Annotated in this window: 25 protein-coding genes; 4 read left to right on the top strand and 21 right to left on the bottom strand. The window is 45.5% G+C overall.

Going from position 1 to position 21,267, the window contains the following annotated elements:
* Positions 1-14: 14 nt before the first annotated feature.
* The 6 genes from KHQ79_RS13165 to KHQ79_RS13140 form a co-directional block, all read right to left on the bottom strand.
* Complete coding sequence (locus tag KHQ79_RS13165) at positions 15-764, bottom strand: amino acid ABC transporter ATP-binding protein (protein ID WP_003236332.1); 750 nt, start codon at positions 762-764, stop codon at positions 15-17.
* Between the two features lie 12 nt (positions 765-776).
* Positions 777-1,451 (bottom strand): amino acid ABC transporter permease, encoded by a 675-nt coding sequence (locus tag KHQ79_RS13160; protein ID WP_003236334.1) that lies wholly within the window; start codon positions 1,449-1,451, stop codon positions 777-779.
* 22 nt (positions 1,452-1,473) lie between these two features.
* Positions 1,474-2,268 carry an amino acid ABC transporter substrate-binding protein gene (locus tag KHQ79_RS13155; RefSeq protein WP_225515514.1) on the bottom strand — a complete coding sequence of 265 codons (795 nt, stop codon included), beginning with the start codon at positions 2,266-2,268 and terminating at the stop codon, positions 1,474-1,476.
* Between the two features lie 24 nt (positions 2,269-2,292).
* Positions 2,293-2,790 (bottom strand): GNAT family N-acetyltransferase, encoded by a 498-nt coding sequence (locus KHQ79_RS13150; RefSeq protein WP_003236337.1) that lies wholly within the window; start codon positions 2,788-2,790, stop codon positions 2,293-2,295.
* Between the two features lie 13 nt (positions 2,791-2,803).
* The gene (locus tag KHQ79_RS13145; protein ID WP_225515512.1) at positions 2,804-4,129 is read right to left on the bottom strand and encodes an LLM class flavin-dependent oxidoreductase; all 1,326 of its coding nucleotides are present in this window, start codon (positions 4,127-4,129) and stop codon (positions 2,804-2,806) included.
* A 442-nt stretch (positions 4,130-4,571) separates the two neighbouring features.
* Positions 4,572-5,558, bottom strand: a complete 987-nt coding sequence (locus KHQ79_RS13140; protein ID WP_225515510.1) for a choloylglycine hydrolase family protein — start codon at positions 5,556-5,558, stop codon at positions 4,572-4,574.
* A gap of 136 nt (positions 5,559-5,694) precedes the next feature.
* Between KHQ79_RS13140 and KHQ79_RS22245 the strand changes: the two genes are divergently transcribed.
* Positions 5,695-5,823 carry a hypothetical protein gene (locus KHQ79_RS22245; RefSeq protein ID WP_268280840.1) on the top strand — a complete coding sequence of 43 codons (129 nt, stop codon included), beginning with the start codon at positions 5,695-5,697 and terminating at the stop codon, positions 5,821-5,823.
* A gap of 45 nt (positions 5,824-5,868) precedes the next feature.
* Here KHQ79_RS22245 and yidA read toward each other — a convergent pair whose 3' ends face one another.
* The 3 genes from yidA to KHQ79_RS13125 are packed head-to-tail and all read right to left on the bottom strand — an operon-like array spanning position 5,869 to position 7,639.
* Positions 5,869-6,681: a sugar-phosphatase gene (gene yidA, locus KHQ79_RS13135; RefSeq protein ID WP_225515508.1), complete on the bottom strand. Its 813-nt coding sequence runs from the start codon at positions 6,679-6,681 to the stop codon at positions 5,869-5,871.
* A 39-nt stretch (positions 6,682-6,720) separates the two neighbouring features.
* Positions 6,721-7,281: a hypothetical protein gene (locus KHQ79_RS13130; RefSeq protein WP_225515506.1), complete on the bottom strand. Its 561-nt coding sequence runs from the start codon at positions 7,279-7,281 to the stop codon at positions 6,721-6,723.
* A complete protein-coding gene (locus tag KHQ79_RS13125) occupies positions 7,271-7,639 on the bottom strand; it encodes a DUF3255 family protein (RefSeq protein WP_088112531.1) in 369 nt (122 codons plus the stop codon). Before KHQ79_RS13125 ends, KHQ79_RS13130 begins: the two co-directional genes overlap by 11 nt.
* A 158-nt stretch (positions 7,640-7,797) precedes the next feature.
* Between KHQ79_RS13125 and cotNE the strand changes: the two genes are divergently transcribed.
* A complete protein-coding gene (gene cotNE, locus KHQ79_RS13120) occupies positions 7,798-8,163 on the top strand; it encodes an inner spore coat protein CotNE (RefSeq protein ID WP_003236354.1) in 366 nt (121 codons plus the stop codon).
* Between the two features lie 246 nt (positions 8,164-8,409).
* On the top strand, positions 8,410-8,763 hold the full coding sequence (locus KHQ79_RS13115; RefSeq protein WP_003236356.1) for a hypothetical protein: 354 nt from the start codon (positions 8,410-8,412) through the stop codon (positions 8,761-8,763).
* Between the two features lie 43 nt (positions 8,764-8,806).
* Here the strand turns inward: KHQ79_RS13115 and KHQ79_RS13110 are convergent, their stop codons facing one another.
* Positions 8,807-9,205, bottom strand: a complete 399-nt coding sequence (locus KHQ79_RS13110; RefSeq protein ID WP_003236358.1) for a hypothetical protein — start codon at positions 9,203-9,205, stop codon at positions 8,807-8,809.
* Positions 9,206-9,381: 176 nt separating this feature from the next.
* Here KHQ79_RS13110 and KHQ79_RS13105 point away from each other — a divergent pair, with 176 nt between their 5' ends.
* Positions 9,382-10,347 carry an iron-hydroxamate ABC transporter substrate-binding protein gene (locus KHQ79_RS13105; protein WP_225515505.1) on the top strand — a complete coding sequence of 322 codons (966 nt, stop codon included), beginning with the start codon at positions 9,382-9,384 and terminating at the stop codon, positions 10,345-10,347.
* Positions 10,348-10,387: 40 nt separating this feature from the next.
* Here KHQ79_RS13105 and KHQ79_RS13100 read toward each other — a convergent pair whose 3' ends face one another.
* The 11 genes from KHQ79_RS13100 to iolE form a co-directional block, all read right to left on the bottom strand.
* Entirely contained in the window at positions 10,388-10,735 is a 348-nt protein-coding gene (locus KHQ79_RS13100) for a YxeA family protein (protein WP_225515503.1), read from the bottom strand.
* A 13-nt stretch (positions 10,736-10,748) separates the two neighbouring features.
* On the bottom strand, positions 10,749-12,617 hold the full coding sequence (gene yxdM, locus KHQ79_RS13095; RefSeq protein ID WP_225515501.1) for an ABC transporter permease YxdM: 1,869 nt from the start codon (positions 12,615-12,617) through the stop codon (positions 10,749-10,751).
* The gene (gene yxdL / locus KHQ79_RS13090; protein ID WP_003236367.1) at positions 12,592-13,365 is read right to left on the bottom strand and encodes an ABC transporter ATP-binding protein YxdL; all 774 of its coding nucleotides are present in this window, start codon (positions 13,363-13,365) and stop codon (positions 12,592-12,594) included. Before yxdL ends, yxdM begins: the two co-directional genes overlap by 26 nt.
* Before the next feature lie 143 nt (positions 13,366-13,508).
* Positions 13,509-14,486, bottom strand: a complete 978-nt coding sequence (yxdK, locus tag KHQ79_RS13085; RefSeq protein WP_225515499.1) for a two-component system sensor histidine kinase YxdK — start codon at positions 14,484-14,486, stop codon at positions 13,509-13,511.
* Positions 14,483-15,172, bottom strand: coding sequence for a two-component system response regulator YxdJ (yxdJ, locus tag KHQ79_RS13080; RefSeq protein WP_003236371.1), 690 nt, complete (start codon positions 15,170-15,172; stop codon positions 14,483-14,485). The genes yxdK and yxdJ overlap by 4 nt, the downstream gene beginning before the upstream one ends.
* Before the next feature lie 107 nt (positions 15,173-15,279).
* Positions 15,280-16,152, bottom strand: coding sequence for a 6-phospho-5-dehydro-2-deoxy-D-gluconate aldolase (gene iolJ, locus KHQ79_RS13075; RefSeq protein ID WP_225515497.1), 873 nt, complete (start codon positions 16,150-16,152; stop codon positions 15,280-15,282).
* Positions 16,153-16,172: 20 nt separating this feature from the next.
* Complete coding sequence (iolI, locus tag KHQ79_RS13070) at positions 16,173-17,009, bottom strand: 2-keto-myo-inositol isomerase (protein ID WP_225515495.1); 837 nt, start codon at positions 17,007-17,009, stop codon at positions 16,173-16,175.
* Between the two features lie 86 nt (positions 17,010-17,095).
* The gene (locus KHQ79_RS13065; RefSeq protein WP_003236377.1) at positions 17,096-17,965 is read right to left on the bottom strand and encodes a sugar phosphate isomerase/epimerase family protein; all 870 of its coding nucleotides are present in this window, start codon (positions 17,963-17,965) and stop codon (positions 17,096-17,098) included.
* A gap of 18 nt (positions 17,966-17,983) precedes the next feature.
* Positions 17,984-19,018, bottom strand: coding sequence for a bifunctional inositol 2-dehydrogenase/D-chiro-inositol 1-dehydrogenase (iolG, locus tag KHQ79_RS13060; protein ID WP_225515493.1), 1,035 nt, complete (start codon positions 19,016-19,018; stop codon positions 17,984-17,986).
* A gap of 22 nt (positions 19,019-19,040) precedes the next feature.
* Positions 19,041-20,357, bottom strand: a complete 1,317-nt coding sequence (gene iolF / locus KHQ79_RS13055; protein ID WP_225515491.1) for a myo-inositol transporter IolF — start codon at positions 20,355-20,357, stop codon at positions 19,041-19,043.
* Between the two features lie 14 nt (positions 20,358-20,371).
* Positions 20,372-21,265: a myo-inosose-2 dehydratase gene (gene iolE, locus KHQ79_RS13050; RefSeq protein WP_010790454.1), complete on the bottom strand. Its 894-nt coding sequence runs from the start codon at positions 21,263-21,265 to the stop codon at positions 20,372-20,374.
* Positions 21,266-21,267 lie beyond the last annotated feature (2 nt).

Here is a 21,267-nt window from a genome sequence, read left to right as displayed (position 1 = left end):
TTCTTCTCCCCTTCTTATATAAGCTCTGCAGGCTCTCCCACCTGCTTGATAAATCTCTTCGTCCGCTCATTTTTCGGATGGTCAAACAGTTCTTCCGGCGTTCCCTGCTCGACAATATGGCCATCTGCCATAAATATCACTTTATCAGCGACCTCTTTTGCAAATGCCATTTCGTGTGTCACGATGATCATCGTTGTTTGTTTTTCCGCGATGGATTTAATAACCTGAAGCACCCCTGTGACGAGCTCAGGGTCAAGCGCAGAAGTTGGTTCATCCAGCAAAATCGCATGCGGATTGACCGCAAGTGCCCGCGCGATGCCAATTCGCTGCTGCTGGCCGCCGGACATTGTGATCGGATAGCTGTCAGCTTTATGCTCTAGACCGACTTGTTTCAGAATATCCATTCCAATGCGTTTTGCTTCATCACGTGATTTGTGTTGAGCCACGATTAAAGCTTCTGTAATGTTTTGCAGAGCGGTTTTATTTTTAAACAGATTGTAGTTTTGAAAGACCATGGCCGTTTGCTGGCGAAGCCGGTGTGCTTCCTTGCGTGTAAACTTTTCCGCGTTCAGCTTGGCTTCCCCTATTTCAATGAGGCCTTGATCCGGACGCTCTAGTAAATTCAAGCACCGGAGAAGCGTTGATTTTCCAGAACCGGACGGACCGATGATCGCCACTACTTCTCCGCGTTTCACTTCTAGATCGATTCCGTCGAGCACGACGAGATCTTTAAACGCTTTGCGAATATTTTTTACTGTTATCAACTGATTTCACCTCTAAGTCCGGTATGGCTTGCTCATGGCGCGTTCAAACAAGTCCTGCAAAATGCTGTAGATAATGGTAAGAACCCAATAGACAATCGCAACCGCCAAGTACGTCTCAAAATATTTGAGGTTTCCTGATGCGTACATCTTCCCTTGGGCGAACATCTCCATAACCCCTAATGTAAAGGCCAATGACGTTTCTTTGAGTAGTCCGATAAATGTATTGCCCGTTGCCGGAATCGCATTTCGGACAGCCTGCGGCAGAATAATCCGTCTGTATGCCTGAAGTTTTGTCATGCCGACAGACAGGCACGCCTCCAGCTGCCCGTCATCAACAGAATTGAGGGCGGCACGGAAGATTTCTGCTAAATAAGCTGCGTTTTTTAAGCTTAACCCGATGATGGCAGCTGTGAGAGCTGTCATTTTGCTCATCTCCGGAAATAGCTGCGGCAGCCCGTAGTAGATTAAGAACAGCTGCACAAGTGTCGGCACGCCCCGGAAAAAAGAGATATACAGCTTTGACAGCTGATGAAGCACTGGGATTTTGTTCTTTGTGATGAGTGCAAGAATAAGTCCTCCGATAATGGCAAAAATCATAGCTGCTACAGCCATAAACAAGGTAATCGGAAGAGCCTGAATTAAAGTCGGGAACGCTGATATCATGAATTCCCAATCAATTGTGTTCATTCTGGTGATTCACCGCCGTTTCTTAATGCTTCTGTTCTACTGTGATATCTTCATTAAAATATTTTTCGGAGAGCTTTTTCAGTGTTCCGTCTTTACGCAATTCATCAAGCGCATTATTGACTTTTTTGCGGAGCTTGTCGTGCGCGTCGTCCTTGGCAAATGGGAATGCAACTTGTTCGTAAACAATCGGATCTCCTGCAAGCTTTAACGGCAAGCCGGTTTTCTTAATTTGCGCCATCAGCACAGTTCGGCTGTTGACATAAGCGTCTACACGGCCGTAAGCAACATCCTTCAGCGTGCCTTCTTGTGTTTCGTATGTTTTGATATTGATTTTTTTATCAGGATCTTTGCTTTCAAGGTTTTTTGCATGATTTGAACCGAGAACGGCAGCGACCGTTTTCCCTTTTAAATCGTCAACTGATTTGATGTCATTATTGTCTTTTTTGACGACAATCTGTGTTCCCGCATAAGCGTATGGTTCAGTAAAGTGATACATTTCCTTGCGTTCATCTGTCACCGCTACCTGGTTGGAAATGGTGTCAAGCTTTCCTGTTTGAAGCTCCCCCATCAGCCCGCTGAATTCAAGCAGCTTCCAGTCCAGCTTCATGTCAATTTTCTTAGCGACCGCTTCCATCACTTCCACATCAAAACCTGTCAGTTTTCCGTTTTCTTTATAAGCAAACGGGTAGCTCTGCCCGGTTGCACCGACATGAAGTACGTTGTCATCCTCTTTACTGCTGCTGTTACCATTGCCGCAAGCTGAGAGCACCGCTAATAATGCGGCAACTAACAGCACAGTCCACTTTTTCTTTTTCATTTTGATTTCCCCGCCTTTTCTCTTTTATAGATCATTTCGCAATTGTTTTTTCATATAGATTGTCATATGCCCTTTGCCAAGGTCTTGTTCACCCGCGCGGACATAGCCTTTTCGTTCGTACATCTCAATCAGCCACGGATGCTTATCCGCTGTTCCGAGTGAGACAAACGGAACCTTTAACGTATCACGGAGGATTGTTTCCTCAAGCCATTGAAGCAGCTTTGTTCCGATTCCTTTTTGACCGGTGTCAGGGTCAACAGCGAACCACCAGATATGCGGAACGCCATAAGGTCCCGGCTGCTGTCCCCACGGCATTCTTAAGGAGATGGTTGCGATGATCCGCCCGTCCTCTTCCATGACGTAGCAGGCGTTTTTCCTGATGTTAGTTAACACCAAATCCAAGTCCGCATGAGCGGCTGCAAAACGAATACCGAGCTTTCGAATCGGTTCATAAGCCCGTAATGTCAGCTCGAGAAGCTGTTCGGCATCACGTTCAACTGCAAGGCGATATTGTGCCTTCATCTAGCGTTCCTCCTTACTTTGCATAACGGTTTACCGGCTTTTCCAAACCGAAGTGCTCTCTTAATGTTGTGCCTTCATATTCTTTTCTGAACACGCCACGCTCCTGTAAAATCGGAACCACTTTATCAACAAACACTTCAATTCCTTCCGGAAGAAGCGGAGGCATGATGTTAAACCCGTCACACGCTTTCTTATCCACCCATTCCTGCATCTTGTCAGCGAGCTGCTCCGGCGTACCGACGAAGATATGATGGCCTCTGGAGCCTGCAACATATTTGTAAAGCTCGCGTATTGTCATATTGTCTCGTTCAGCCATTTCTTGAACAAGCTTGAACCTGCTCTTCACCGCATTGGAAGCATCCGCGTCAAGCTTCGGCAGCGGCCCGTCAAGCGGATACGAAGACAAATCAATTCCGCCTAAATAATTTTGGAGAATTTGCAGACCGACGGATGGAATAATCAGATCTTGAAGCTCCTCATACTTGGCTTGTGCTTCTTCTTCGGTATCAGCAATGATCGGGAAAATCCCCGGCATGATTGCAATTTTTTCTGGATCACGCCCGAATTCAGCTGCCTGCTCTTTGATCGATTGATAAAATTCTTGAGCCGATTCCAGATGGTTTTGCGCTGTGAAGATCACTTCTGCTGTTCTGGCAGCCAGCGCTTTTCCGTCTCCTGATGATCCCGCCTGGATAATCACCGGCTGTCCCTGCGGCGTTCTTGAAACGTTCAGAGGCCCGCGAACCGAGAAATATTCTCCTTTATGGTTAAGCTCGTGCATTTTTTCTTTCTCAAAGAATTCACCTGTTTCTTTATTGCGGATAAAGGCGTCCTCTTCCCATGAATCCCAAAGTCCCTTTACAACCTCGACAAATTCCTCTGCCCGCTGATAACGCAAATGGTGTTCAAGGTGCTTTTCACCGCTGAAATTAAGCGCTGTTGATTCAATAGATGAAGTGACGACGTTCCATCCGGCACGGCCGTTGGACAGATGATCCAGTGAAGCGAACTGTCTGGCAATGTGAAATGGCTCGCTGTATGTGGTAGAAGCTGTTGCTGTCAATCCGATTCTTGATGTGACCTGCGCCAAAGCAGAGAGCAAGGTAAATGGCTCAAACCTTGTTAACACATTTGGGTGAGACTTGCTGTCAATTGAAAGGCTATCCGCTAAAAACAGCATATCCAGCTTGCCTCGCTCCGCTGTTTTTGCAAGATCTTTAAAATAATCCAAATTCATGCTCGCATCTGAAGGCGCGTCAGGGTGCCGCCAAGACGCCACATGATGTCCTGTCCCCGCAAGGAAAACCCCTAATTTGATTTGTTTCTTTTGGCTTGTCATGACGTTTTCTCCTTTTATTATGTTTTAGGCTGAAAAATCCGAAAAATAAACTACTATATTCCTAGTTGTTTAATATGAATAAATCAAAATGTACATTTGTCTTGTGAGTTTGTCAATGAATTGAGAAAAAATTTTTCTTTTCTACCTGAAAAGAACCTCGCGGGATCATGATGGGGCGGCATTAGTGCAACCTGTATATTCGATCAAAACTGAGTCTGATGATGCTGAGACTCAGTTTTGATCCAAAGTTTTTTATATAAATGCAGCTTGCACCTTATCTGTGCTTCCGACCGTCCGCATTTTTGATTTCGCCATCTGTTTTGCCGCTGTTTTTTCTCTTTGCAAATAAACGCGCGTGATCGGCGTTGTCATTCAGAAACTGTGACATTGTACAAAAAAAATAAGCTGACCCCGAATCATACGGGAATCAGCTAATTGAATCTTAATTAAGCTCTAGAATATTTTCTTCTGCTTTAGCGGAAAACACTTTAGGCTCCAAACGGTCAAGGTCTTCATGAAATAAACTTACTTTTTGGATTTGCCGATTGTCGTAGTGGTGAAAGTAGTAGTTTCCCGTGTCGTTGCACATCACAGAAGTATATTGCGTATAATCAATTTCGTCTTCTTCCGTTATTACAGCACCCTTTGGTATCGCCATGTTTGCCAAAAGCTGAAAAGCTGCTGATACTCCTTTCGTTTCATCTGCCGCCGTCTCTAGATGTTCTTTCAGAAAAACAGCTCTGACAAACCGTGAAGGCGGTGTATAATCTCCCGGCAGACCCACAGTACCCGAGCCTTGGCCAAAAGCGGACAGCGTTAATCCGCCCATCTCCTTGCTCTCGAATTGTTTCGGCCTTATTCCTATATATTGCCGAAGATTGCTCACATGCCATAAAAAGTCGGGGCTGTTCGTCATGACACCTGGTTGATTGTCATAGATTTTGATGCCGTCTGCTCTCGGTTCTATCGTCAGGCTGCGTCCCGTCCGGTCTGACAATATCCAGTGCAGCGGTAAAACTGTATCCAATAGATCTAATTTCTTCTCCACAATCGTTAAAGAGTGGATCTTTTCTTTTACGTCTTCCAAAGACTTGCAGGCTGACAGCGCCCATGTTACAAACTCATGCGGGGCAATATGAACGCCGTCTCCCCGTATCGTTTTTTCGTACTCCGCATATCCCATAAAATAAAGCGTCGCACAAGATAAACCGCTTTCATTAACACCGTCGGCAAATAATATATTTCCAAGTTTTCTCCCCATACCGATAAACGCGTACTGTGTTTGATGCACCTTTCCGTCAGCTTCACTCTTCCAGTTGTAACGGCGCGGATAGAGAATGACCTCCGTCCCCAGCTGAAATGCGAAATCCATTGTCCTCGCTAATAAATGATTCCGGTCAGCAGTTTGCAATGTAAGACTTGTGCACATCTGATTCAGTCCCCTTTCAATTCAGGATAAAATCATACATTTTGTGAACAACTTGTTTTATCAGCATAACGAAAGTCAAATAGGTTCGTCAAAAGATTAACATTACCTTCCAAAAGAAAGGTAATGAGATTCGTTCATGAGAAAAAAATGTACTATGCTGATGTTTATGGTGATTGCTTCCTTTTTATTTCTACAGGCCTCTGCAGCAGGAAAAGAAATCTTAGCGTCCATTCCGCAAAAAGACAGACCGTACTTGGCACAATAAAGCCGAGATAACAAAAAATCCAGCCTTCTAAGAGGCTGGATTTCATTATTTCGCCAAAACAAGCTCGTGAATGGCATGCGCAACACCATGTTCATTGTTGGAACGTGTTTGAAAGTTTGCGGCTTCCAATACTTCTGGGATGGCGTTTGCCATGGCAACGCCGCAGCCCGCCCATTCAATCATTGTCAGGTCGTTCCCGTTGTCGCCTATGCACATAACTTCCTCCTGTTCAATTCCAAGCAGCTGCGCCAGCTGACGTACGGCATTTCCTTTACTGGCTTCAGGATGAAGAATTTCATAAAAGAAAGGCGCGCTTCTGACCATCGTATATTTTTCTCTCACGTCTTTTGGAATTGATGTAATGACGCGGCTTAAGTTCTCCGGTTTATCAATAAACATCACTTTCGGGATGAGGATATCTTTTGGCACCTCGTCAATCTTGCGGTAATGAAGCGGCACTTGTGTCACATAGGATTCGTATACAGTAAATTCACTGATATCCCGGTTAGGCGTATACAGGTTAGATGAGTCAAAGAAATGCATCGGCGTCTTCAGCTCTAAGCTCAGGTCATATAATGAAGCCAAATCATCATATCCGAGAGACAGCTCCGTGACCACTTCATTTGTATGCGTATTTTGAACAAGCGCTCCGTTATACGCGATGACATAGTCACCTTCTTCAATTAAATTTAATTCATCTAAATATCTCCGCACGCCCCCGATAGGCCGGCCGGTGCAAAGCACAATTTTGACACCTTCCGCTTTTGCCGCGTGAAGCGCGTTGCGGACCTCCTCTGTTACTTCATGATGATCATTTAAAAGTGTTCCGTCCATATCAATTGCAATTAGTTTGTACATCCTGCATCTCCTTCATGTCGTTTTCAGGCTATAGTCCCATCATATCGTTTTTTCTTTTTGATATTCAACCTGAAGAGATGATTTTCTCCGGATTCTGTTTAGACGCCGGCCTTGTCTTCGGATACGCGTGCGCGGTTTCCGCATTCTTTCCGTCTCCATGCCGCCGTTTTCTGCTTTTTCCTGTTTCATCAGCAGGAAGCCGGCAGCTAAAAAAGGAATGCCGGTGATATTCAAGATGGCAAGCTTTACTCCCGCTGCCATCAAAAAGAATACCCATGAAGATGCGGGGTTTCGTCTGATCATGACGTAAGCGGCCATTTCCAGAACAATCAAGATGGCATGAAGCACAACACAATAAATAAGCAATAGAAGCGCAATAAACAATACATAATTCACGATTGCCCCTGAGTAGATCATAGCGCGCAGCATTTGTATAAACGATAAGGACTGCATCGATCCGCTGATGACATTAGGGTTATAGATCGTATAGTCACTAAATAAGTGTTTGATCTTGAGAAAAGCCCATAATATAAATAGCCACTGAATGATATGTAAAATAAGTCCTGTTACCACCAGTCTTTCTGCTTTTTTATTTCTCATCTTTCTCCTCCTTGCCTGTTTTTGATTCGATTCTTGTCATCGTTTTTGTCTGGCCATTTTGCTCCCAGATCAACGTCCCGTTTTCTCCTCTTTTCAGCGTGCTTTTGAGCGGATAATAGGAGCCGAGATACTGAATCTCAATGGACCCGTCAGTGCTTTGGGAAATCACCTTATACGCCATAAATGGCAGCTGCACCTCTCCTCTTCCTTCAATGACTTCCGTCTCCACTACCTCGTCTTTGGTAAATGTGACTGTTGCTGATTTCACGCCGTCCATGGGCCCGGGAGTAATTCCCTCATCCCACGTTCCGTAATAAAACGGCGTCTCCTCCCTTTGTTGTTGGCAGCCCGATACCATGATGAATACAGCAGTTAAAAGCAAAATGTTATATTTGTTTCTCAAGGAGATCACATCCTTTCCTCCTCTTTTTGGGCGAATGCCGTGGCACTGTGCCAATGACTACATAAGTTATAAGGAATTCACCCACATTTACATTTTTTAAGGAGACTGATCACATGAACCCTTATCAATATTACAGCCCTCAGCTGCCTCAGCAGGAACCTTACTATAGCCACTATGAGTACAATTCTTATCCGCAGCAGGATGTATACGATCCATACCAAATGGACAGACAGCCGGCATTGGAAAGAAGAATCGCAGCACTTGAACGGCAAAATGAACAGCAGTCGAGAGAATTAACCCGTCTGACAAACGAAGACCGCCGTCAAAATCGGGAAATTGCACGGATTGCCGAACAGGTCAATCAGCTAAGCCAGGCTGTTGAACGCCATACACGCCGCTTAAACCGGCTCAATCAGCGCCTCCGTACAGTAGAAAACAGGCTGAATATCCCATTTACTGCAGGCGAAGGCGGTTTTTGAAGCAGGCACAGAAAAAAGCGGAATACGATTCTCCTGATTTCAGGGTTTCGTTTTCCGCACTTCTTATGGTATTAAAGCGCACCATTTACATAAAAAGGGTTTGTACAAGTATACAATCTTTACCGTTTTCATTCAAAGATAGAGGGGGTAAGGAAAATAATTGTAGTTCCTCATTTGCAGAATTTCTTTTCAATCAGGTTGCATGATAATACCGACTCACGTCAATCGATACTGGAGGGATCATTCATGCATAATACACAACACGGCTTGCAGCAGCTAAACCAATGCCGCCAGACTGCTCAGCAGCTCATTCAGCAAACACAGCAAAGCAGCCAGCAATATCGCCAAATGCTTCATCAGGAGCAGCAAAACATCCAAATGCTGCAGCAGATTCTAAACCACGAACAACAAGCTGCACATACCATTCAGCAAGCGCTGCACGGACATGACATGGCGATTCAAAAATGCCAGCAGGTTGTCAACATGTGCAACCAAATGCAGCAGGAACTCACTGGGCAATCCAGCGTGATGAATACGAATGTGTCTACACTTCCATTCGGCCAAAACACGCCATTCCAACAGCAATCCTATCAGCAGTAACATATAAAAAGCTCAACACAATGCTAGTGTTGAGCTTTTTTTCTTACTGTTCTTTTCGAATATGTATATCTTGAATTGACTGTTTTGGTGCATGAAATCTGCTCTCGGCTTCACTTCTTGCCTCGGCAAAAGCTCGTGCCTCTACATGATCTTTGTAGACATCCAGCTGAATCAAATACAGCGGACGCACTTTAAAACCGTGAATAATGGTTACAGCCCACAACGGGACCACAATAAAAACACCGGGCAGATCGGGCAGCACAAAACCAAACGCAAATACGAAAAAATAAATGATTCCGTACATAATCCACTTTCTATTTCTCACCTTGATGCCAATAAATAAAAAGGCAAAAAAACTGGTAATGGCAAAAGGCATGAAAATAAACAGCATCCACCAGCTATGCAGCCATTCCCAAGCGGCACCTCTTTTTGTAATTCCCATATTTTTCTCCTCCTATTTACCTATAATAATCGATTACGCAAATCGCGTCACCTGTAAACGAAAAAACTTTCCCTCTTTAAAATAGTGATAGACGGGGCACGGGTTTCTTGCTATATTATTAGTTGATAATGATAATCATTACTAATGAACCAAAAATACATATTGGGGGGTTCTTGATGAAAAAGAACACATTGCTCGTGGGCATGCTGGTGCTTCTACTCATGTTTGTCAGTGCTTGCAGCGGCACGGCTTCAAAAGGTAGCTCAAGTGATTCAGCTTCCGAAAAGACAGAAATGAGAACATACAAATCACCAAAAGGGAACGTCCACATTCCTGCACATCCAAAGCGCATCGTCACTGATTTTTATGCCGGTGAATTGCTGTCTGTCGGGGCCAATGTGGTCGGCTCAGGCTCATGGTCATTTGATAATCCGTTTTTAAAATCAAAGCTGAAAGATGTGAAGGATGTCGGTGATCCGATCAGTGTTGAAAAAGTGATGGAGCTTCAGCCTGACTTAATTGTTGTCATGAATGAAGAGAATGTCGATAAATTAAAGAAAATCGCTCCGACTGTTGTCATACCTTATAACACAGCGAAAAACGTAGAAGACACAGTCAGCATGTTCGGGGATATCGCCGGAGCGAAAGACGAAGCAAAATCATTTATGGCTGACTTTAACAAAAAAGCAGAAGCAGCCAAAAAGAAAATTGCCGGCGTCATCGACAAAGATGCGACCTTCGGCATTTATGAAAACACGGACAAAGGCGAATTCTGGGTGTTCAATGACAATGGCGGACGCGGCGGCCAAGCTGTATACAACGCGCTTGGGTTAAAAGCGCCTGAAAAAATTGAGCAAGATGTCATCAAAAAAGGAGAGATGAAACAGCTCTCTCAAGAGGTGATTCCTGAGTATGCCGCAGATTATATGTTCATTACGGACTACAATCCGAAAGGCGAAAGCAAAACACTCGACAAGCTGAAGGAATCCTCTATTTGGAAAAACCTAGACGCTGTCAAACATAATCGCGTGTTTATCAATGACTTTGACACGTTCTACCCGTACGATCCGATTTCTGTCAGCAAACAGGTGGATATCATCACCGACATGCTGATCAAACGGGCCGAAGAAAATAAAAAATAAAAAAACGGCACAGTCATGACGCTGTGCCGTTTTTTATGATTCACTTTAATTTTGACTGTACGGAGTCCGGCATATCTTCAAACCTGACTTCTTCCCAAGTCTCGACATACTTTCCTTTCGCCTTCACCTTCAAATACGCGTTTTTCCGAAGCTCTTTGCCGGCGAAAAAGGTCACTTCTTCTTTTTTTCCGGATGCATTGTATCCGTCTAATGTATACTCAGTACCGCCTGGGCTAAGATGTTTGCCATCTCGATCAATCTGCACATAGACATCTTGCTGGTGAATAAACGGATTAAATCTGTCTGTAACATCGTTATGAAAAAAGAGAAGCCCGCATATTACGGCACCAGCCGCCAAGACGGCCAGGATTGCCATTGCTTTTTTCATCTTTGCACTCCCCTTACTTGTTCATTTTTTTCAAATAGCTTGACCGCACCGCGAGGAAGAATAGAAGCTGAAAAATGAAAAACCCTCCGATGGTGAGACTGAGCGGCCCCGCTACATCGGAATAGCCTTCCACAGCCAATGTTCTCAAGGCAAACAGTGTATGCATGACGGCAATGACAAATGGAAAGAAGAAAAGAATTGCCAATTGTATTGTCACGCTTTGTGCCATTTCACGCTCACTCAGGCCGATTTTGGCCAGTGAACGGTAGCGCTCCCGGTCTTCATCTAAATCAGTGAACAGCCTGAAATATAAGAAACTTGCTGCCGCGACAAAGAATACAATTGCGATAAACAGGCCGATAAATAAACTCAGGCTCGGCAACTGCACTGTATCATAGTAAGTCCCGGCTTTTGCCATAAAATCAGAATGAACGTCGATATAGTTGCCGTAAATCTCATTTTTCAAGGATTGGCTGATCCCAAGACTGTCTTTCCAATGATCGTAGCTGTAGCCGTATAATGACGCTTTATCACCGAGTGATTTAAGCTGATCAAAGGTTTGATCGTTCACCGCGATGATGGCATTCAATGAAATCAGCGGTTTTTTAACTTCTTTTACTGACAGTTTTTGTCCAGACAGCTTGCCTTTTTGGTTCAGCAGCTTCAGCTGATCCGGCGCTTTGTTTTTGAAATTGCGGTCATACGTGCCCGGGAAGTAGACAGCCTCATCATTTTTCAGGCCGCTCAGCTTAACATGGAAGTATTTTGATACATCCGATTTGCTGATCATGTAAACAGGGGGAACAGTTTCTCCTTCCTGATAGCGGACATAGGAAACATCTATTTTGTCTTTCTTATACGTAAAGCCGTGTGTTTTCAGTTCATGGTCAATATCTTTCAAATGAGTCTGTTCTTTTGGATTGTTGCTAAAAGATATATACTCCATCTCATAAGCGGACTCTTCTGCTCCGACGGTCGATTTGTACATTGCGAGCACGCCTGTCGCAGTAAACGCAACCGCTGAAATAATGCTGACAATAAAGAACAGGCGGGCGTTGTCTTTTAAACGATAGACAAGATCAGAAACCCAAATGACATTTTTCCCGCGCAGATAAAAGGTTCTCCACTTCTTCAGCGCGCGCAGAACCCATATGCTGCTTTGGCTGAAAAAGAAATATGTTCCGATGACGGTGAGCAGTAAAATGATAAACGGTTCGGCCCCGTGGACATTGCCTTTAAGGACCATACCGTACCCGCCGCACAGACAGGCAATGCCGAATAAGGACAGAAGCACGGACGGCTTAGGCTCCGGCTTAATCTTGTCAGTGCCCTTTATTAATTTGATAACCGTATTTGATCTGACAAAAAGGATCGTAAACTGCGATAAAAGGAAAAATAAGAGCAGAAATCCGCCGGCCGTAATACCGAGCGCTTTCCAAGGCATATACAAAGGCAGCGCGTCCATTTCTAAAATATAAGCGCCGACCGTAAAGAACGTCTTTGAAAAAATGAATCCTCCGATAATACCGGCTGCAATTGACATGACGCCGATGATCATATTTTCCGCAGTAATGAGCTTTCTCAGCTGCCCCGGCGTGATGCCCTGCATGAGCAGGATGCCGAATTCTTTATTTCTCGATTTCAAAAATGCGTTAACCGAATACAGAACAAATAAGAAAGAAAAAACAAAGATCATCCATTCCGCAGCGGTTAAGCCTTTTTTGGCGATGTTATTCAGGTAGCCTTCCTTTAATGCCGGATGAAACAGGAACATCGCAAAGGTAAAGAAAATCAAAACGGAAAAGGCGCTGCTTAAAAAGAATGCAAGATAGGCCCTTTTGTTTCTCGTGACGTTTTTATAAGCGAACTGAAGAAAGGTCATTTGCGTTTCCCCCCAGCATAGACAGCACATCGAGAATTTGTTCATAAAATACTTGGCGGTTTTCCCCGCGGTAAATCTCATTAAACAGTTCGCCGTCTTTTATAAAGATGACGCGGCGGCAGTAGCTTGCCGCAACAGGATCGTGGGTCACCATCAAAGCCGTGACATGATCATCCTGATTCAGGCTCTGCATCGTTTCCATGACGTCTTTTGATGCTTTGGAATCAAGGTTGCCCGTCGGTTCATCGGCCAGGATGAGTGACGGCTTATGAATGACCGCTCTTGCGATGGCGGCACGCTGGCGCTGTCCTCCGGATACTTCAAACGTCCGTTTGTTGAGCAGATTTTCGATACCGAGCTTTGTCGCGATGCCTTGCAGTTTTTCTTTCATTACAGACGGTGCTTCTTTTTCAAGCGTTAACGGCAGCATGATATTTTCACCGATTGTCAGCGTGTCCAGAAGGTTGAAATCCTGAAACACAAATCCGAGCTGCTTGCGGCGGAAATGAGCGAGCTTTGTCCGCTTCAGACGATGCGGGTTTTCTCCGTGAATCAGGATATCGCCTGAATCCGGACGGTCGATCGTTGAAATGATATTCAAAAGCGTTGTTTTTCCGGACCCGGACGGCCCCATCACCGCCGTGAACTCGCCTTCTTCAATTGAAAATGAAATTTGCTTTAAGGCTTGATAGGACACTTGTCCTTTATAGGTTTTATTTATATGTTTGACTTCAAGCATATTCGCCATGAGAATCCTCCTTATGTTTTTATTCTTGTTGATCTGGGCTGCTTTCATGTAGTGCCGGGACGTTCAACATAAAAATCCCCTTGACATACATCCATGTTATCAAGGGGAATCAAAGCGAGCTATGTTGTTTTCTTAACGCAGCCTTACATTTTTGTAAGAAATGAAAATCGAACTGATGTCCCTTCACCGAGAGATGAGCTGATGTCTACTGTATGATTGAGCTTACCTGTAATTTCTTTGACGAGATGGAGGCCGATTCCCGTAGATTCTTGGAAACGCCGCCCGTTTTCACCGGTGTAATAAGGGTCAAATACCCGCTTGATATCTTGGGAGGGAATCCCGACACCGTAATCTTTGACTTCAAGCACCGTCCTGTCTTCATCGCGGAAGACATTCAGCTCAAGTCTGTCACTCTTGCCTGCTGAATACTTGACCGCATTTGTGACCACTTGGCCGATCGCAAATTTGAGCCATTTTGCATCGGTGTAAATCGAATGATCGTCGCAAATGTCCATTTTGGGATAAACGCGGTATTGAATAAAAAATCGTTTATAGCTTTGAATGACTGATTGAAGAAGCTCGGACAGAGAAACCGCTTCAATTTTAAAATCCCGTTCAAACAGGTCGAGCCTTGAAGAATAAAGAAGCGTCTCCAGCCCGAATTCAATCTGCCGGACTTCTTTTTTGATTTGTTCAAAAACGGGCTCATCCTCTTCTTGAATGATTAAATTAATGACCGACAGCGGCGTCTTTACTTGATGCACCCATTGATTCATATACGTCACCCGCGCGTCAAGCTTGGCTTCGATCTCATGGAGCTTTTGGTGCTGCAGCCGGATCAGCTCCATCTGCTTTTCATACAGCTCTGAACAGAACACTGAAGAACCAAGATACGGGATATCCGTCCCTTCCTGCCCCGAGCTGAGCCAATGATACACGCCGCGGTCTTTGTACCAGCGGTAGGCAAGATAGCCCGCCAAAATAAGAAGCTGCACGCCCAATATGTAAAACAAGTGAGAAAAAGAATGAAGACCCGCAAACCAGTAATAAAAGAAGACAAACAGCCCTTGAAGGAGAAAAAGCAGAATCAGCACTGTATGAGAGCGGAGAAACAGCTTCATGACTGCGCCCTCAGCTGGTAGCCTTCGCCCCGCACCGGTTCAATAGAAACAGGCGCATTCAGCTCCCGCAGTTTTTTTCTGAGCCGCGTGATATACACGTTAAGTGTATTATCATCGACAAAAATGTCGGTGTCCCACGTCTTTTCCATGAGACGGTCCCGACCCGTCACCTTTTCTCCCCGCTCCAGCAGCACTTCCAAAAGCTTACTTTCTTTTTTAGAAAGCTCGCTTTTTTCATCCTGATAACGCAGTTCAAACCGTTCTACAAAGAGCTGAACGCCGGCATATTCAACCACTTTCTCCCCCTGCTTTGCGGCGTACTCCCCGTACGCCCTGCGGATCTGGCTTTTGATTTTCGCCAGCACAATATCGTAGGAAAACGGTTTTTCTATATAATCGTCTCCCCCGTTTTCAATCGCCATCACCTGATCCATTTCCCCGCTTCTGGCTGAAATAAAAATGATCGGGCTTGTGGAGTGCTGGCGGATCTGGCGGCACCAATAATATCCGTCATATGCCGGCAAATTGATATCAAGCAGCACTACATCAGGCTTTTCCCGCAAAAAAACATCAAGAACAGCCGTGAAATCCGCGGTGACCACTGTTTGATATCCGTATTTTTCAAGGTAATTCTGCAACAGTCCACGAATGTCTTCACTGTCTTCCACAATCATGATCTTATTCAAACTGAACCACTCCCGTTTCTTACACTGCTGCCATCATCATAATCGTTTTGGGCGTATGGACGCAACACCGCACAAAAAAACCGCCATCTCGGCGGTTTCTGGTCTCTTCAGCCGACCTGCTGCTTAGCTGCTTTACCGGCTGATCCGAACTCTCTCATTTTGCTTCGCACTGTCTCTTCCACAGCTTCAATGCCGGGTGTCATATAGCCGCGCGGTTCGTACAGATCGCTGTTTTCCTGAAACATGCGGCGTGTTTCATCTGTCCAGGCTACCATACATTCCGTATTGATATTGATCTTCGCGTGACCGAGCGTGATGGCTTTTTTAATCTGATCCTGCGGAATCCCGGATGCCCCGTGAAGAACGAGGGGAATATCAGTCATGCGGGAGATAGCCTCCATTTCCTTAAATCCGAGATTCGGCTCACCCTGATATTTGCCGTGTACAGAGCCGAGGGCCGCGGCCAGCGCGTCGATATTGGTTTCTTTGACGATCCGCTCACATTCCGTGATATCGGCATAGCGGACCCCGCCGACCAGTCCGTCTTCCATTCCGCCGACCGTGCCGACTTCAGCTTCTACTGACACGCCGTGCTTTCCGGCATAATCGGTGACTTCTTTTGTCATCACGATATTCTCGTCAATCGGCTGATGGGAGCCGTCAATCATCACTGAGCTGAATCCGGCATCAATAGCCTGTCTGCAGCGTTCCGCACTGCTTCCATGATCGAGATGAAGCACGACCGGAACGGTAATCGCCATGTCCTCCATTAACGCGCCGACCATGGCGGCAATCGTTTTAAATCCGCCTAAATAGTCAACCAGGCGATCGGAAGCCGCGGCGATGACCGGTGATTGCTCCTTTTGCGCCGCCTGCAAAATCGCCTTCGTCCATTGCAGGCCGTTGATATTAAACTGGCCAATTGCGTATTGCTCCCGCTTTGCATCTTCAAGAAGCTCTTTCATCGATACGAAAGCCATGTTCACCCCTCCTTTATCCATTACATGTTGAAGTATTTTGATACGACATCAACCGTTGTTTTTTTCGCTGTTTGAATGGCTTCCTCAGCACTCAGCTTATAGTATTCAGGCCGGAAGAGCTCAACCGATACAACATCAGAGAAGCCGATTTCCTTGAGGGCTGATAAGTGGGCATCTAAGTCAATCGCCCCTTGGCCCGGCCATACACGATCCTCATCCGTTAAAAAGCCGATTGGGAAATCTTCGGTATCGTCGATATGATAGATGAAAATTTTCTTTCCGTCCGCCTGCTTTAAGCTTTCAATATTTGAACCCATTGCATGGAAGTGGAAACTGTCAAGAACAAGCCCGACATTGTCACGGTTGACTGTGTTTACGATGTCGTACGCCTGTTCAAACGTATTGACCGTACATTGCGGGTGGCCGACAAATTCAAGCGCGATTTTTACGCCGTACGGCTCCGCGATATCTGAAAGCTCAGTCAGCACCTCTACACTGCTCTTTTTGATCTCTTCTTTTACAATCTTCTGCTCAGTCACAAGCGGAACGGCCACGACATATTTCACACCGAGGGTTTTGCAGGTTTCCATCATGCCTTTAAATTCAGCGATGATCTCATTGTGGCCCTTTTCATCACGGTTGTTGAAGAACACGAGTGCGTTTAAGGCAAGAGGTTTGATGTGATGGGTTTGAAAATATTCCGCAAGATCATCCAATGATTGGTCTTTTAAGTACTCCGGCAGCTTATCCATTGTGCGGATTTCAATATAATCATAGCCATGCTTTTCACATAGTTCTAAATCCTGTTTAAGATTTGAGTTTTCCAATGTTGTTGCTTCATTAAAACAAAGTTTCATGTCAGACTCCCCCATCTGCGTTTTAGATATGAAGGGAGTTCGGCAGGAAGGCTGTTCGCCATATCCCGCCGAACTCCATGCTCAGCTTATGCCAGACCTAATTCTTCTTTCATTTTTCGAAGCATAAATCGGCTTGATTCATCCGCTCTTTCGTCGACCCAAGCAAAAACGGCATTCGTCGCAATTCCGTCAAACTTCATCTCTCTCAGCTTTCTGAAAATCGTCTCAAAATCAACCTCGCCTTGGCCAATGTCCAAATGCTGGTGAACCGTTACTTTCGCGTCAGGCGGATTGACGATGTAGCGCAGGCCGTGAGCCGCTTTATGATTAAAGGTATCTGCAAATAAAACGTGTGTGAGGCGGTCGCCGGCTTCGTCAAACATGGTCTCGATGTCGCCTTTGCCGTCATCATAGAAGAACGTATGCGCAGTCGAGTAGACAAGATTGATCCAATCCTTGTCAAGCGCGCGGATCATATCCATCGCACCTTTGTGCGTTTCGATAAAATCGTATGGGTGGGCTTGAAGATTGAGTTTAATGCCTTCTTTCTCAAAGACTGGGAGAAGCTCATCCATGGATTTAATAAATTTTTCTTCACTTGTTAAAGGATCATATTTTGAACCGCTGAATTCACTGTTCATCAAATCGACTTCAAGTTCAACCGCAATTTCAATCGCCCGTTTCCAATTGCGCACTGCAGCCTGACGGCGGTCTTCTTCAGGACCCGCCCAGTGGTAAAGAGGAAGGAGCGATGAAAGCTTAACACCTGTATCCCTTAAAAGCCGCTTTAATTGTTTGATCTTTGCTGAATCGACTTTCGGATATTTATAAAATGGACAGAAATCCTCACGCGGCGACAACTCGATATATTCATAGCCAAGCTCTGCCGTTTTATAGACCATTTCCTCTAACGTTAAATCATCTCGATACATTGATGGATCTAATGCTAATTTCATGTTTTCACTCCTCTTTTTTTAGTTTTCTACTGTTGTAAAAGATTGATAGAATTCCGGTTTTTCCTTCAATTCAACCTTTTCTTTTTGTCCAGATTCCTGGGCTTTGACACACGCGTCAGTCGTAACGGCAGCAATGTAGCCGTCCCATGCCGTCGGGCCGCTGACCTCGCCTTTCTTTTGAATCGAATCAATGAAGTCTTGGATTTCCACATCGTACGCAGCCACAAAGCGTCTCTGCCAATCCATCAGAATATCTGTGCTGAATTTTCCTTCTTTTCTCATGCTGATGCTTGATGGTTCAGGAAGCTTGATGACGCCGTCTTCTCCGACGATTTCACATTGAATGTCATAGCCGTATTTACAGTTCACATAGATTTCAGCATTGATGACGATGCCGCCTTTAGTTTCAATCAATACAATTTGCGGATCTTTTAAATGCGGAAGCGCATTTTTCGATTTCTTCGGATAGATAACTTGAACGGACTCGTAGTCATCATTGACGAGCCAGTGCAGCACATCAATTTCATGAACAAGCGTATCAACTACGGCCATATCCGTTGTGTAGTTATCTCCCACAGTCGGGTTGCGGTGTGCGCAGTGAATCATAAGCGGCTCGCCGATGACATGGTTGTCGAGCGCTTCCTTCAGCTGTACGTAACCGCTGTCATAACGGCGCATGAAGCCGACTTGAACAAGGCGTTTGCCCACTTTCATTTCCGCTTCGACGATGCGCATGCATCCTTCAGCCGTTGTCGCGAGCGGCTTTTCACAGAACACATATTTCTGGGCTTTAATAGCTTTCAGCACACTCGATTCATGCGCAGGCCCCCAGCTAGTCACTAAGACAGCATCTACATTTTCGTCTGCAAGCAGGCTGTCATCATTCGGATAAACCGTCGCGTTTAATTGATATTGCTCAACAACCTTTTGTGCAGCTTCTTGATTGACATCCGTTACAGCAACGATTTCTGCGCCGGACAGCTTGTTCGTGATGCGGTTAATATGTTCTTTTCCGATTGCTCCAGTTCCAATTACGCCCATACGTAAACTCATTGACAGCCACTCCTTCTGTTGGTTACATCATTTTGCTTTCTGTTCCTTGCTTTACTTGGCTCTGAGGAGATCCGTAGAGTTCCTCTTGAATTTGTTCAAGCGACTTGCCAGACGTATTCGGCGCGAAGAGAAGCCCGATGATCATACTGGCCGTCACACATCCGAGGAGAATTGCAGCCATCGTTCCAATGCCGAAATTGGTCATAATCATTGGGACAAACAGACTCCAAATCCCTATTGAAATACGTACGAGGAAAAACATTAGTCCTTGTGCAGAAGCACGATATTGCGTAGGAAAGATTTCACTGGCCCATAACTGATAGTTGGCTTGCTGCCCGGCTCCGTTATTGATGCCGATCACGACAATAAACAGGAGCAGAATCGGCAGGCCTTCAACCGGCAGCAGAAACAGCGTCCATCCGATCACCGCCATAAAAGCGGCGATTCCGAATACGGTTTTTCTATATTTGTCGGCAAAGGGCATGAAGATGAAAGCGACCCCCAACCCTGTGAAGATAAACAGTCCCATTTGCAAAAGGTTTGCCATGTTGGCAGATACACCGCCGACCTGCTGATAAATGTATGGCATAAAGAAGCCCATCACACCGGCGGCTAAATTCCAAACCAAGTACACACCCATCAAAAACAGTATGCTTTTTAGATACATTGGCTTGAGCAAATCAAAATACGATGTTTTGTCCAGTACGGCCGGCTTCTCTGTTTGTATGTCTGCGGGATGATTTTTCTGCTGCCACGCATCTGACTCGGGAAGCCTGATTCTCAGGATGTACGTAATCAGCGCAATGACAAGCAGATGGGCAAATACGATTTTATTCCCCAAGAGGCCTAAATCACCGACCAGTACGGAGAGAAGCAGCACAACGACAGCGCCCGCGGCCCAGGCGACTTGTGCCACGCCGCAATGGCGGGCCCGATTTTTCTTTGGCGCATTTTCTGCAATAATGGTCCATGATGCGGTAATGTCAGCTCCCACTGATAAACCGATAATCATGTAACCGCTTAACAACATGGGGAAATTAACCCCAAACAGAACCAAACAAATCCCTAATGCATAAACCAGCATGCTATTGGTATAAACAGCCTTCCGCCCGACTTTATCAGCCAGATACCCGCCAAGCAGGGCGCCGACAGCGGCAGAAATTGCATTTGCGCTTAGCGCGCCGAGCAGCCCGATTTGTGTATCAGATAGCTTTAGATAACTGACCCATAACGATAAACCGGCAGATCCAGCCACAATCGAACCGGCATCAATATAGTTGGCCAATGCTGCCGCGATTGTCCGTTTATTGAAGGCCGAATCTGCATTGGTATTGCCCATATATCCAGTCCCCATTAAGCCAGATCCAACAACTGCTCATCAATATAGTTTCTCGCGATCAATGCATACTCAAGCGGGTTAGCTACATCGGGGTCCTGTTCAGCTTCAACGACAATCCATCCGGAGTAATCGTGCTTCAACAGCAGCTGATATACTTCTCTAAAGTCAATGCATCCATCACCGGGAACCGTGAACATGCCTTTTAAAAATGCTTGTCGAAACGATTCCCCTCCAAGCCTGCATTGTTCCATGACATTCAGGCGGGCATCTTTAAAGTGCACATGCTTAATGCGGCCGATATGCTTCTCAAGCATTCCCATGTAGTCACCGTCAGAGATATACGCATGCCCTGTATCATAGAGGAGGTGTACATGCGCAGGGTCTGTTCCTTCCATCAGGCGGTCCACTTCTTCTGCTGTTTGGATGCCAGTGCCAAGATGGTGATGATACACAAGCTTCAAGCCATGCTGATCAGCAATTTTGCCAAGGTGATTCAGCCCTTCGCAAAGCCGTTCCCATTCATCATCCGTAAAGTGCGGCTTCTCTGTGAACACATTTTTCTCCAAGCTTTGCACACTGTGTGTTTGTTCAGAGACAACTGCGACATCCGCGTTTACTTGTTGCAAATACTCACAATGCAGGGTAAATGCCTTTGCCGCTTCACCGAGTCCGTCACGCAAGATAAAGCTGCTGAACCATTTTCCCGCGATTCTTAAATTTCGAAGTTTCAGCTCTTTGTTCAGGATGGCCGGTTCGGGGAAAAAGCCCCCGACTTCCGTACCTTGAAAACGTGCGACAACGATATCACTCAGCAAATGCTGAAGTGTGTTTCCCGCTCCGATTTCAGGAATGTCATCATTCCGCCACCCAATAGGAGCAATGCCCCACAGGATTTTATCTTTGCCCATCT

The sequence above is a fragment of the Bacillus sp. TSO22 genome (genome assembly GCF_020223595.1).
Lineage (GTDB): Bacteria > Bacillota > Bacilli > Bacillales > Bacillaceae > Bacillus > Bacillus inaquosorum.
Note: the sequence above shows the minus strand (reverse complement) of the source record. Positions and strands in the feature narration are given on the sequence as shown.

What these genes read in the sequence shown, in the direction of transcription:
- iolE (WP_010790454.1), bottom strand. Translation starts at nt 21,265, where the DNA reads ATGGGCAAAGATAAAATCCTGTGGGGCATTGCTCCTATTGGGTGGCGG.
- KHQ79_RS13150 (WP_003236337.1), bottom strand. Translation starts at nt 2,790, where the DNA reads ATGAAGGCACAATATCGCCTTGCAGTTGAACGTGATGCCGAACAGCTT.
- KHQ79_RS13160 (WP_003236334.1), bottom strand. Translation starts at nt 1,451, where the DNA reads ATGAACACAATTGATTGGGAATTCATGATATCAGCGTTCCCGACTTTA.
- KHQ79_RS13140 (WP_225515510.1), bottom strand. Translation starts at nt 5,558, where the DNA reads ATGTGCACAAGTCTTACATTGCAAACTGCTGACCGGAATCATTTATTA.
- KHQ79_RS13100 (WP_225515503.1), bottom strand. Translation starts at nt 10,735, where the DNA reads ATGAAAAAAGCAATGGCAATCCTGGCCGTCTTGGCGGCTGGTGCCGTA.
- iolF (WP_225515491.1), bottom strand. Translation starts at nt 20,357, where the DNA reads ATGGGCAATACCAATGCAGATTCGGCCTTCAATAAACGGACAATCGCG.
- iolG (WP_225515493.1), bottom strand. Translation starts at nt 19,018, where the DNA reads ATGAGTTTACGTATGGGCGTAATTGGAACTGGAGCAATCGGAAAAGAA.
- iolI (WP_225515495.1), bottom strand. Translation starts at nt 17,009, where the DNA reads ATGAAACTTTGTTTTAATGAAGCAACAACATTGGAAAACTCAAATCTT.
- yidA (WP_225515508.1), bottom strand. Translation starts at nt 6,681, where the DNA reads ATGTACAAACTAATTGCAATTGATATGGACGGAACACTTTTAAATGAT.
- KHQ79_RS13125 (WP_088112531.1), bottom strand. Translation starts at nt 7,639, where the DNA reads ATGGTATCGGGCTGCCAACAACAAAGGGAGGAGACGCCGTTTTATTAC.
- KHQ79_RS13155 (WP_225515514.1), bottom strand. Translation starts at nt 2,268, where the DNA reads ATGAAAAAGAAAAAGTGGACTGTGCTGTTAGTTGCCGCATTATTAGCG.
- KHQ79_RS13065 (WP_003236377.1), bottom strand. Translation starts at nt 17,965, where the DNA reads ATGAAATTAGCATTAGATCCATCAATGTATCGAGATGATTTAACGTTA.
- yxdL (WP_003236367.1), bottom strand. Translation starts at nt 13,365, where the DNA reads ATGGCGAATATGCTTGAAGTCAAACATATAAATAAAACCTATAAAGGA.
- KHQ79_RS22245 (WP_268280840.1), top strand. Translation starts at nt 5,695, where the DNA reads ATGAGAAAAAAATGTACTATGCTGATGTTTATGGTGATTGCTTCCTTT.
- iolJ (WP_225515497.1), bottom strand. Translation starts at nt 16,152, where the DNA reads ATGGCTTTCGTATCGATGAAAGAGCTTCTTGAAGATGCAAAGCGGGAG.
- KHQ79_RS13110 (WP_003236358.1), bottom strand. Translation starts at nt 9,205, where the DNA reads ATGGGAATTACAAAAAGAGGTGCCGCTTGGGAATGGCTGCATAGCTGG.
- KHQ79_RS13145 (WP_225515512.1), bottom strand. Translation starts at nt 4,129, where the DNA reads ATGACAAGCCAAAAGAAACAAATCAAATTAGGGGTTTTCCTTGCGGGG.
- cotNE (WP_003236354.1), top strand. Translation starts at nt 7,798, where the DNA reads ATGAACCCTTATCAATATTACAGCCCTCAGCTGCCTCAGCAGGAACCT.
- KHQ79_RS13115 (WP_003236356.1), top strand. Translation starts at nt 8,410, where the DNA reads ATGCATAATACACAACACGGCTTGCAGCAGCTAAACCAATGCCGCCAG.
- KHQ79_RS13130 (WP_225515506.1), bottom strand. Translation starts at nt 7,281, where the DNA reads ATGAGAAATAAAAAAGCAGAAAGACTGGTGGTAACAGGACTTATTTTA.
- yxdM (WP_225515501.1), bottom strand. Translation starts at nt 12,617, where the DNA reads ATGACCTTTCTTCAGTTCGCTTATAAAAACGTCACGAGAAACAAAAGG.
- yxdK (WP_225515499.1), bottom strand. Translation starts at nt 14,486, where the DNA reads ATGAAGCTGTTTCTCCGCTCTCATACAGTGCTGATTCTGCTTTTTCTC.
- KHQ79_RS13105 (WP_225515505.1), top strand. Translation starts at nt 9,382, where the DNA reads ATGAAAAAGAACACATTGCTCGTGGGCATGCTGGTGCTTCTACTCATG.